The following is an 11,068-nucleotide window of genomic DNA, read 5'->3' as shown; positions in this document are numbered from 1 at the left end:
GCCTCGGCCGCCGCCGCACAGCAGGCGTCGGCGCCGGCCGCCGCGTCGGCGACGGTGGTGGTCAAGGCGGCGCCCGCGCCGCAGCGTCCGGTGCGCATGCATTTCGGCGAGCTCGTGCTGCAGAACGGCCGTGTCACGTACACGGACAACTTCATCAAGCCGAACTACACGGCGAACCTCGTCGCGATCAAGGGGACCGTCGGGGCGTTCGGCACCGATTCGACGACGTCCGCGCCGGTCGACGTTGCCGCGAACCTCGCCGGCAACGGGCCGATCTCGATCAAGGGCTCGGTGAACCCGCTGATCGACAAGCCGGCGCTGGATCTCACGGCGACCGCCCACGACATCGAGCTGACCAACCTCACGCCGTATTCGGCGAAGTACGCGGGCTACCCGATCACGAAGGGCAAGCTCAACGTCGACCTGCACTACCAGCTCGCCAACGACCAGCTGAAGGCGAACAACCACATCTTCATCGACCAGCTGACGTTCGGCGACCACATCGACAACGACACCGCGACGAAGCTGCCGGTGAAGCTCGCGATCTCGCTGCTGAAGAACACGCGCGGCGAGATCGACGTGAACCTGCCGGTGTCCGGATCGCTGTCGAATCCCGAGTTCAGCGTCGGCGGGCTGATCTGGCGCGCGCTGCTGAACCTGATCGCGAAGGCCGTCACGTCGCCGTTCTCGCTGCTCGCGCATGCGTTCGGCAGCGGCGGCGAGGATCTCGGCTACGTCGAGTTCGCACCCGGCTCCGCGGTGCTGACCGATGCGCAGCAGAAGAAGCTCGACACGGTCGTGAAGATGCTGACCGAGAAGCCGTCGATCCGGCTCGACCTGATCGGCCGCGTCGATCCCGACAAGGACACGCCGGGGCTGCGCACCGCGTATGTCGACCGGCTCGTTCGTCAGCAGAAGCTGAAGGACGTCGTCGGGCAGGGCGAGAGCATCGACCCGATGACGGTGAACGTCGAGCCCGGCGAATACGACAAGTATCTGACGCGCGCCTACAAGGCGGCCGATTTCAAGAAGCCGCGCAACCTGATCGGCCTGCAGAAGACGCTGCCCGAAGCGGACATGAAAAAGGCGCTCGCCGAGCACGCACCGGCGGACGACAATGCGCTGCGCGCGCTCGCGCAGCAGCGCGCGCAGGCGGTGCGTCAGTATCTCGACGGCAAGATCGACGCGAAGCGCGTGTTCGTCGTCGCGCCGAAGCTCGATGCGAAGGGCATCGAGGACAAGGGCGCCACGACGCGCGTCGACTTCGGGCTGCAGTAAGCGTGCCGCTGCGCGGCCGCGTCGGCTTCTTCCGACGCGGTCGCGCGCATCGATCGGTCGTGCGCCGCGCGCGGCCCTAGCGCAGCGCGACCGTCGGCTCGCGCCGTTCCAGTTCCTTTCGCGCGCTCAGCGGCAGACGCGCATCGTCCCACTGCGCGATCCACTCGACTTCCTTCGCGGTAAATACCTGGCCGTAGTTGCGCAACGCGTACTGCAACGCGTCGACGACGTGATGGCGAATGATCTCGGGCGTGCGCGGGTCGTCGAGCACGAACCGCAATGCTTCCAGGGTCGACATTGTCGGGCTCCGAATCAGGGAAAACCCTTTATCACACGCCAATACTGGCGTGCCAACCGGACAAAAATCCCGGGGCGCGGCGCGTGGTCGCGCCGCCACGTCGTGGCGTTGCGATTCGTTACGTTTGATAGAGAACAGAAAGCCGTACTTCATCGGACCGCCGCAGAGCGCGGCGATATTTGGCGCGCCTGACGGCAAGTCACGCAGTCCAACGATCAATCGATGAGGTGGGGTGATGAGGTCTTTCTTCGGCAAACAGCGACATATCGCAGTGATGGTGGCCGGCGCGCTCGCGTTGGCAAGTGTGGGCGCGCACGCCCGGCAGGACGGCGCAGCCGGCGACTCGGCACACGGGCGCCGCGTCGTGAAGCACGTGCTGCTGCTCAGCATCGACGGCCTGCACGAGCAGGATCTCGCGCGCTGCATCGGCGCGAACACGTGCCCGAACCTCGCGGTGCTCGCGCAGAGCGGCGTCACCTATACGAATGCGTACACGCCCGGGCTGTCCGATTCGTTTCCGGGGCTCGCGGCGCTCGTGACCGGCGGCTCGCCGAAGACGGCCGGCCTGTTCTACGACGTGTCGTACGATCGCAACCTCTACGCGCCGAGCGACACGACCTGCTCTGGCAAGCAGGGCTGGAACGTCGTGTTCGACGAGACGACCGGCATCGACGCGCAGAACGGCGGCGCGCTCGTGCATCTCGACGGCGGCGGTGCATTCAATCCGCAGGCGATTCCGCACGCACGCGTGAACGGCCGCTGCGTGCCGGTCTATCCGCACGACTACGTGAAGACGAACACGGTGTTCGAGGCCGTGAAGGCCGCGGTGCCGAACGCGCGCACCGCGTGGGCCGACAAGCACGCGTGGGGCTACGACTGGCTGAACGGCCCGTCGGGCACGGGCGTCGACGATCTCGCGCGCACCGAGATCAACTCGATCGATCCGGCGACGGGCACCGACTACACCGACGTCTATTCGCATACGGCGCGCTTCGACAATTTGCACGTGCAGGCGCTGATCAACCAGATCGACGGCCGCGATTCGACGGGCACGAAGAACGCGCCGGTGCCGACGCTGTTCGGCGCGAACTTCCAGACGCTGAGCGTCGCGCAGAAGGCGCCGGTCGCGGCCGGCGGCGGCTATCTCGACGCGAACTTCACGCCGAACGGGCAGGTTGCGAACGCGATCACGTACGTGGACGATGCGATCGGCCGCATCGTCGGCGCGCTGAAGCAGCACAACCTCTACACGTCGACGGCCGTGATCGTGACGGCGAAGCACGGGCAGTCGCCGACCGATCGCACGAAGCTCGTGAAGCACGGCGATACGCTGACGAAGCTGCTCGAGGCGAACGGCTATCTCGATCCGAACGGCAACTTCGGCCAGAACAACACGAAGACGGGCAACCCGAACGACGGATCGGGCCTCGCCGGCACCGGCTTCGTGCAGACGGACGACGTCGGGCTGATCTGGCTGCGCGACCGCAGCCAGCGTACGGCGGTGGTGCAGACGCTGAACGCGAATCTCGGCTGCAACGCGCCCGGCATCTGCGCGGACGGCCCGCAGGCCTATGTGCTGTACGGCGCGGCGCTGGCCGAGCGGTTCGGCGATCCGGCGAACGGCCGTACGCCCGACATCATCGTCCAGCCGAACCCGGGCGTGATCTACACGTCGAGCACGAAGAAGGATGAAGAGCATGGCGGCAACGCGCCGGACGACAGCCATCTGGGCCTGCTCGTATCGTATCCGGGCCTGCATCGCGCGCGTACGGTGAGCGACGTGGTGGGCACGACGCAGGTCGCGCCGACGATTCTGGCGCTGCTCGGCGTCGAGCCGCGGCTGCTGCAGGCGGTCGTGGCGGAGAACACGCGCGTGCTCCCGGGGCTCGGCATCGAGCGTTGAGCGCGGCGGCGGTCCATCGCGTGTCGACGGCGGTGCGCGGGTTGAATTCCATCGCATGCACCGGCATATTCGTTGCGCATTGCCCGTTCAACGAAACGTATCGCGAGGACCGCTCATGCGTCTGCTGCTTGCCCTGTTGTTGCCGTGGTTTCAGTTTTTCACGATCGGTCGTCCGATCGCCGGGATTATCTGCCTGATCCTGCAGATCACGATCGTCGGCTGGCTGCCGGCGGCGATCTGGTCGGTGTATGCGCTGAGCCAGTACAAGACCGATCGCAAGATCGAAGCGGCGCTGCGCGAACGACGCTAGGCGTAAACGGCGCGGCGCCGCGACTCGTGCGGCGCCGCCGTAAGCGGCGAACCGGCAAAATCGGCCGCCCAAGGAGAAACGGCCGCTTCGATCGAGCGACGATCGAAGCGGCCGTTTTCATTTCACCGCGAACAGCGTCAGATTCATGAAGATCTTGAACGCATAGCCGAGCGTGACGGCGCCGATCACGCCGCCGGCCCACAGTACGACGAACCACATCCAGCCGCGCATCCGCGGGCGCCGGGCATCGGGCCGAGCGTCGGCGCGATCAGTGGTGGTAGTAATGCTGGTCTTCATGGCGCACCTTGCCTCGGAATACCCAGTAACCCATCGTCGTGTAGGCGATGATGATCGGCAGGATAACTGCTGCGCCGACCAGCGTGAAGGTCTGGCTCGAATGCGGCGCCGCCGCTTCCCAGATCGTCATCGTCTGCGGAATCGCATAAGGGAACAGCGTGACGAGCAGCCCGACGTAGCCGAGCAGCACCAGCGCGAGTGCGAGCACGAACGGCGTCATGTCATGCCGGGCGCGCACCGCGCGGCGCATCCACACCGCGCAGCCGGCGACGAGGAACGGCACCGGCAGCAGCCGCCAGAACAGCCCCGTATCGAACCAGCGCTGCGCGATGGCCGGATCCTGCAGCGGCGTCCAGAGGCTGACGATCGCGATGAAGGCGAGCAGCACGACGGTCAGCGGCCACACGACGCGATGCAGCCGGCGCTGCAGGTCGCCCTCGGTCTTCGCGACGAGCCAGCAGCAGCCGAGCAGCGCGTAGGTCGCGATCAGGCCGAGGCCCGTCAGCAGGCTGAACGGCGTCAGCCAGTCGAACGCGTCGCCGGCGAACACGCCGTCCTTCACGTCGATGCCCTGCAGGAACGCACCGAGTGCGACACCCTGGAAGAACGTCGCGCCGGCCGAGCCGCCGATGAACGCGAGATCCCACAGCTGCTTCGTGCGCCGTGCCTTCGCGCGCAGTTCGAACGACACGCCGCGGAAGATCAGGCAGACGAGCATGAAGATCAGCGGCAGATAGAGCGCAGACAGCACGGTCGAATAGACGACTGGGAACACGGCGAACAGCCCGGCGCCGCCGAGCACGAGCCACGTTTCGTTGCCGTCCCACACGGGCGCGACCGTGTTCATCATCAGGTCGCGTTCCTTCTCGTCCGGGAAGAACGGGAAGACGATGCCGATGCCGAGGTCGAAGCCGTCGAGCACGACGTACATGAAGAGCCCCAATGCGATGATCGCGGCCCAGATTACAGTGACGTCCATAGTTTTCTCGTATGCGGATGGGGTGGCGGGTCAGACGGTCTCGAGCGGTTCGTCGACGGCCGACATCGGGCGGCGCGCGGTGTGATCGCGGCGCGTGTCGGGCGTGTCGTCGTGCTTCGCGTCGGGCAGCGCGGGCCCGGCCTTCATCAGCTTCAGCATGTAGTAGACGCCGGTGCCGAACACGAGGAAGTACACGATCACGAACGTCATCATCGACACGCTGACCTGCTGCACCGTCAGCGGCGACACCGCATGCGCGGTGCGCATCACGCCGTACACGACCCACGGCTGACGGCCCGCTTCGGTCGTCACCCAGCCGGCGAGCAGCGACACGAAGCCGGCCGGGCCCATCACGAGCGCGAAGCGCTGCAGCAGCTTCGACTCATACAGGCGGCCGCGGCGGCGCAGGAACCACGCGAGCACGGCGAGGCCGATCATCGCGAAGCCGAGGCCGACCATGATCCGGAAGCTCCAGAACACGAGCGTCGAATTCGGACGGTCTTCCGGCGGGAATTCCTTCAGCCCGCGAATCTCGCCGTCCCAGCTATGCGTGAGGATCAGGCTGCCGAGATGCGGCACCTTGACGGCGTAGCGTGTCGTCTCGGCCTTCATGTCCGGAATGCCGAACAGGTTCAGCGCGGTGCCGCCCTTCTCGGTTTCCCACAGCCCTTCGATCGCGGCGATCTTCGCGGGCTGGTACTTCAGCGTGTTCAGGCCGTGCTGGTCGCCGATGATCGCCTGCACCGGCGCGAGCACGAGCAGCAGCCACAGCGCCATCGAGAACATCTTCTTCACGCTCTTGTCGCGGCGGCCTTTCAGCAGGTGATACGCGCCCGTCGCGGCCACCACCAGCGCGGCGACGATGAACGCGGCGATCGCCATGTGCAGCAGCCGGTACGGGAACGACGGGTTGAAGATGATCGCGAACCAGTCGGTCGGCACGATGCGGCCATCGACGATCTCGAAGCCCTGCGGCGTCTGCATCCAGCTGTTCGACGCGAGGATCCAGAACGTCGAGATCAGCGTGCCGATCGCGACCATCAGCGTCGCGCCGAAGTGCGCGCGCGGGCTCACGCGATTCCAGCCGAACAGCATGATGCCGAGGAAGCCGGCTTCGAGGAAGAACGCGGTCATCACTTCGTACATCAGCAGCGGGCCGGTGACCGAGCCGGCGAAGCTGGAGAAGCCCGACCAGTTGGTGCCGAACTGATAGCTCATCACCACGCCCGAGACGACGCCCATCCCGAACGCGACGGCGAAGATCTTCGACCAGAACAGGCAGAGCGTCTTGTAGTACGCCTTGCCGGTTTTCAGCCAGCGGTATTCGAGTACGGCGATGAAGCTCGCGAGCCCGATGCTCATGGCCGGAAAGACGATGTGGAAGGAGACGGTGAACGCGAATTGCAGGCGGGCCAGATCGAGGGCCGAAAAAGCGGTGTCCATACCAGTTGACCGAAGCAGACGATACCCGCCGACGGATGCCGGCGGACCCCGGCACAGCGCTGCGGGGTTGGCTGGAGTATCGGACGCGATGTTGCGTCGCGAAATGTGCCAACTCGTCGCAGATGTCCAGCCCGTTGCGCCCGATTCCGGCGTAAATCGTTGATTCGTATCAAGAACGGCGATCGCGGCGCGGGGTGGCCCGGCGTGGCGGTCTGCCGCATGTGCGTCAATATGGCGCGTCGCGGTATTGAACGGTATCGCGGACCGCGAACCACAGTTCCCGCTGCCTGGCGTGCATCGCGTTGCGCGGTGCACGGACTACCGGGTTGCGGCCGACAGCGCCGGGCTATTGCTCGACCGGGCGAGCAACCTGCCCTGTATCGGCGGACTCCTGCGCTCGTTCGCCCCGGTCCGGTCGCGAACAGGCTCGAAAACCATTCCTACCAACATTGGCCTGATTTTCCGGCCGTTTCCGTTTAGCGTCTTCGTCAGGATTTTCCCCTAGCGGACGCTTTCGCGCGTTGCACGCGCCGCCAGGCCGTGATCTCCGCGAAACCCCGCACGACCGCGCCGGCATTGCGTTTCACGTGATTTGCGCGGTTTCGGTGCAGTGCTGCGTGTTCGCCCGTATCGGAATGCATTACCAAAGGTATGGAAAAGCGCACAGAAAATGTATCTGGAGCGACGAAATTGGATTGATACGCTGCATTCACTGTATCAGCGCCGTCAACCACGCAGGAGCGGAATCGAGCCCACGCGCCGGGCTGGCGATCGATGACGATTCGGACGAAGTTCACGGCTTCTCTTTCCAGTTAGTCGGGATGACAGAATGGCTCCAAATCTGACGTTTGCGCCGGGCGACGTACTTGCCCCCGGCGCAGTCCACACCGACGGTGCGCCGTCGATCGTCCGGTCGAGTATCGCGACCGGATCCGACATCCTGACCGTCAAGCATCTGTCGAAGATTTTCGGTCCGAAGCCCGAGCGTGCGATCGAGATGATGAAGCGCGGCGTCGGCCGCAACGAGATCTTCGCGGAAACCGGCAACATGGTGGCGGTGAACGACGTGAGCCTGAGCGTGCGCGCCGGCGAAATCTTCGTGATCATGGGGCTGTCCGGCTCCGGGAAATCGACGCTCGTCCGGCTGCTGAACCGCCTGATCGAGCCGACGTCGGGCCAGGTCGTGCTCGAAGGCCGCGACATCGCGCCGATGTCGACGCCGGAACTGCGCAAAGTGCGGCGCCGGAAGATGGCGATGGTGTTCCAGTCATTCGCTTTGCTGCCGAATCGCTCGGTGCTCGACAACATCGCGTACGGGCTCGAAGTCGCGGGAATCAGGAAGGCGCAGCGCTACGAGGTCGCGCGTGCGGCGCTGGAGCGCGTCGGACTCGGCTCGTACGAGAAGCTGCTGCCGAGCGAGTTGTCCGGGGGCATGCAGCAGCGCGTGGGCCTCGCCCGCGCGCTCGCGGTGAATCCGTCGGTGCTGCTGATGGACGAGGCGTTCTCCGCGCTCGATCCGCTGATCCGCTTCGAAATGCAGAACGAACTGCTGCGCCTGCAGAAGGAAGAGCAGCGCACGATCGTGTTCATCTCCCACGATATCGAGGAAGCCGTCAAGATCGGTGGGCGCATCGGCATCATGAAGGACGGCTGCCTGATCCAGGTCGGCACGCCGGCCGAGCTGATCCAGACGCCCGCCGACAAGTACGTGCAGGACTTCTTCCGCAACGTCGACGTATCGCGCTTCCTGAAGGCGTCGAGCATGCTGACGCGGATCGAGCGCGGGCTGCTCCGGTGCGATGCGGGCACGCCGTCCGACCGCTACCTGAACCAGCTGATCGACAGCGGCGCGGAGTGCGGCTACGTATGCGACGAGGCCGGTCGTTACCTCGGCTGTGTCACGCCCGCCACGCTGCACCGTTCCGGCACGCGGCCGATTCGCGACGCGTTCCTGGACGACTTCAACGCGGTGTCGATCGATACGGATCTGCATCGGCTCGCGTCGATCGCGCTGACGCAGCAGCACGACGTGCCGGTGACGGATGCGGCGGGACAACTGGCGGGCGTTGTGTCCTGCCGGACGATACTCAAGCAGATGATGCAACGGAGGGCAGCATGAACGCGTCGGTGATCGGGAAGTTCGCGGAGAATTTCGTCAACTTTTTGTTTCTGCATTTTCGCGGCGGCTTCGACACGTTTTCGGCGGGTCTCGGCGCGGTCGTGAAGCTGCTCGAGGACGGTCTCGCCGCCGTACCGTTCATCGCGATGGTCGTGATCCTGGTGGGCGTCGCGCTGTGGCGCCGCGGCATCGTGTTTTCGGTCTTCGTCGGCCTCGCGCTGTTCGTCATTCACTACATGGGATTGTGGGCGCAGACGGTCTCCACGCTCGCGCTCGTCACCGCGGCGACGTTCTTCAGCCTCGTGATCGGCGTGCCGCTCGGCATCTGGGGCGCGCGCAACAACCGGATCGGCATGATCCTGCGTTCGCTGCTCGACTTCATGCAGACGATGCCCGCGTTCGTCTACCTGATTCCCGCCGTGATCCTGTTCGGGCTTGGGCGCGTGCCTGCGGTGATCGCGACGATCGTGTTCGCGATGCCGCCTGTCGTGCGGCTGACGACGCTCGGCATCCGGCAGGTCCGTGAGGAGCTGATCGAAGCCGGCCGCTCGTTCGGCAGCACCGACTGGCAGCTGCTGTGGAAGATCCAGCTGCCGAACGCGTTGCCGTCGATCATGGCGGGCGTGAACCAGACGATCATGATGGCGCTGTCGATGGTGGTGGTCGCGTCGATGATCGGCGCGGGCGGCCTTGGCGAATACGTGCTGAGCGGGATCCAGCGTCTCGACATCGGGATCGGCTTCGAGGGCGGGCTCGGCGTCGTGCTGCTCGCGATCGTGCTGGACCGCCTGACCGAGAGCTTCGGCGTGAACGCGAAGAAGAAGCTGACGAAGCCGATCGCGCGTGCCGGCAAGGCGGGCCCGCGGGGTGCGGCACGGACCTGACGGATACGGCTGTCGGCAGCAATCGAAGGACGACGAAGCGCCGCGGCCACGGTGCCGCGGCGCAACCGGTGTAGCAGTGCGTGGAGACCAGAAACGCCGATCGAAGGCGTTCCTCACTCGTGAAAGACTCGATCGATTAAAAAAGGAGTACTAGATGAATGCCAAGACGTTTAGGTCGCTTCTGGCGAACCTTGCAGTATCGACAGTGGTTGCCTGCAGCGCAGCTGCAGGGACAGCGTCGGCCGCCGAGCCGGTCAGGATCGCGGTCACCAACTGGGCCGATGTGCTGGCGGTGGCCAACGTCGCGAAGTATGTGCTGGAGACGCAGCTCAAGCAGCCCGTTCAGTTCGTGCAGGCCGACATCGGCATCCAGTACCAAGGCATCGCGCGCGGGGACCTCGACATCATGGTCGGCGGCTGGCTGCCGGTCACGCACGGTGCGTACTACGCGAAGTACAAGAACGACCTGGACGATGTCGGCGTCGTCTACAGCGGCGGCAAGAACGGCTGGGCGGTGCCCGCGTACGTGCCCGAATCGGAGCTGTCGTCGATTGCGGACCTGAACAAGCCGGAAGTCAAGAGCAAGCTGAACGGCACGATCCAGGGCATCGAGCCGGGCGGCGGCCTGATGCAGGCGTCGGAAAAGACCATCAAGGCGTACAACCTGGACGGCTACAACCTCCAGGCGTCGAGCGAGGCCGGCATGCTGGCCAGCGTCTCGCGTGCGTACCAGTCGAAGCAGTGGATCGTCGCGACGGTCTGGAGCCCGCACTGGCTGTTCCAGAAGTGGCCGATGCGTTACCTGAAGGACCCGAAGGGCACGCTGGGCGGTGAAGAGCAGATCCACGCGTTCGCATCGAAGAAGTTCGCGGGCAAGTTCCCGCGCGCTGCCGTGTTCTTCAAGCATCTGAAGCTGACGCTGGCCGATGTCGAGGCGATCGAGTTCGAAGGCAACAGCACGAACGACTACGCGAGCGCCGCGAAGAAGTTCGTCGACGCTCATCCGGACAAGCTGAAGGCCTGGCTGCAGCAGTAAAGCCACGTGCCGGTGGCGCGGGCGACGAGGTCGCGATCGTCCGCGAACCGGCGCATATGCCGGCCGATGCCGGCGGCCGTACGACCCATCCACGCACAACGTAACGAATCGCGTCGCGGAGTCATCAAGTGAACGAGAACGCTCTATTTTTTGCCGAAACGCTCCAGAGCCGCGATCCGGTGATCGCATCGGAAATCGCATTGGAGCTGCGTCGCCAGCAGACGCAGATCGAACTGATCGCGTCCGAGAACATCGCGTCCGCGGCGGTGCTGGAAGCGCAGGGCACCGTGTTGACGAACAAGTACGCGGAAGGCTATCCGTCGCGCCGGTACTACGGCGGCTGCGACCATGTCGACCGGATCGAGGCGCTCGCGATCGATCGCGCGTGCGCGCTGTTTGATGCGAATCACGCAAACGTGCAGCCGCATTCGGGCGCGCAGGCCAACGGGGCGGTCATGCTCGCGCTCGTCAAGCCGGGCGACACGGTGATGGGGATGTCGCTCGACGCGGGCGGCCACCTG

Annotated in this window: 11 protein-coding genes and 1 pseudogene; 7 read left to right on the top strand and 5 right to left on the bottom strand. The window is 65.3% G+C overall.

Features of this window, described 5'->3' with window-relative positions; translation table 11 throughout:
• Positions 1-1,278 (top strand): DUF748 domain-containing protein (locus HMPREF3115_RS05555; protein WP_141751644.1); only part of this gene is annotated, 1,278 nt, incomplete at its 5' end.
• Positions 1,279-1,354: 76 nt separating this feature from the next.
• Here the strand turns inward: HMPREF3115_RS05555 and HMPREF3115_RS05550 are convergent.
• Positions 1,355-1,576 (bottom strand): hypothetical protein, encoded by a 222-nt coding sequence (locus HMPREF3115_RS05550; RefSeq protein ID WP_006397340.1) that lies wholly within the window; start codon positions 1,574-1,576, stop codon positions 1,355-1,357.
• 235 nt (positions 1,577-1,811) lie between these two features.
• Between HMPREF3115_RS05550 and HMPREF3115_RS05545 the strand changes: the two genes are divergently transcribed.
• The gene (locus HMPREF3115_RS05545) at positions 1,812-3,479 is read left to right on the top strand and encodes an alkaline phosphatase family protein (protein ID WP_035948111.1); all 1,668 of its coding nucleotides are present in this window, start codon (positions 1,812-1,814) and stop codon (positions 3,477-3,479) included.
• Positions 3,480-3,594: 115 nt separating this feature from the next.
• Positions 3,595-3,789: a YqaE/Pmp3 family membrane protein gene (locus tag HMPREF3115_RS05540; protein ID WP_011353784.1), complete on the top strand. Its 195-nt coding sequence runs from the start codon at positions 3,595-3,597 to the stop codon at positions 3,787-3,789.
• A gap of 117 nt (positions 3,790-3,906) precedes the next feature.
• On the opposite strand, the gene HMPREF3115_RS05535 is transcribed toward HMPREF3115_RS05540, so the two are convergent.
• The 4 genes from HMPREF3115_RS05535 to HMPREF3115_RS30700 form a co-directional block, all read right to left on the bottom strand.
• Complete coding sequence (locus HMPREF3115_RS05535) at positions 3,907-4,086, bottom strand: hypothetical protein (protein WP_035489112.1); 180 nt, start codon at positions 4,084-4,086, stop codon at positions 3,907-3,909.
• Positions 4,058-5,065, bottom strand: coding sequence for a cytochrome d ubiquinol oxidase subunit II (cydB, locus tag HMPREF3115_RS05530; protein ID WP_006406656.1), 1,008 nt, complete (start codon positions 5,063-5,065; stop codon positions 4,058-4,060). Before cydB ends, HMPREF3115_RS05535 begins: the two co-directional genes overlap by 29 nt.
• Positions 5,066-5,095: 30 nt before the next feature.
• Complete coding sequence (locus HMPREF3115_RS05525; protein WP_070553649.1) at positions 5,096-6,508, bottom strand: cytochrome ubiquinol oxidase subunit I; 1,413 nt, start codon at positions 6,506-6,508, stop codon at positions 5,096-5,098.
• 488 nt (positions 6,509-6,996) lie between these two features.
• The gene (locus tag HMPREF3115_RS30700) at positions 6,997-7,305 is read right to left on the bottom strand and encodes a hypothetical protein (protein ID WP_125902389.1); all 309 of its coding nucleotides are present in this window, start codon (positions 7,303-7,305) and stop codon (positions 6,997-6,999) included.
• Positions 7,306-7,337: 32 nt separating this feature from the next.
• On the opposite strand from HMPREF3115_RS30700, the gene HMPREF3115_RS05520 reads away from it, so the two are divergent.
• The 4 genes and pseudogenes from HMPREF3115_RS05520 to glyA all read left to right on the top strand — a co-directional run.
• Positions 7,338-8,627 carry a quaternary amine ABC transporter ATP-binding protein gene (locus HMPREF3115_RS05520; protein WP_070553648.1) on the top strand — a complete coding sequence of 430 codons (1,290 nt, stop codon included), beginning with the start codon at positions 7,338-7,340 and terminating at the stop codon, positions 8,625-8,627.
• Entirely contained in the window at positions 8,624-9,511 is an 888-nt protein-coding gene (locus tag HMPREF3115_RS05515) for an ABC transporter permease (protein ID WP_006406658.1), read from the top strand. The genes HMPREF3115_RS05520 and HMPREF3115_RS05515 overlap by 4 nt, the downstream gene beginning before the upstream one ends.
• A 154-nt stretch (positions 9,512-9,665) precedes the next feature.
• Positions 9,666-10,547, top strand: a complete 882-nt coding sequence (locus tag HMPREF3115_RS05510; protein WP_006406659.1) for a glycine betaine ABC transporter substrate-binding protein — start codon at positions 9,666-9,668, stop codon at positions 10,545-10,547.
• 128 nt (positions 10,548-10,675) lie between these two features.
• Positions 10,676-11,068 (top strand): annotated as a pseudogene (gene glyA / locus HMPREF3115_RS32220) (serine hydroxymethyltransferase); the annotation flags it as partial.

Origin of the sequence: Burkholderia sp. HMSC10F09, assembly GCF_001806955.1 — a bacterium.
Classification (GTDB): domain Bacteria; phylum Pseudomonadota; class Gammaproteobacteria; order Burkholderiales; family Burkholderiaceae; genus Burkholderia; species Burkholderia multivorans.
The sequence above is the reverse complement of the archived record's forward strand: the minus strand, read 5'-3'. Positions and strand labels throughout refer to the sequence as shown.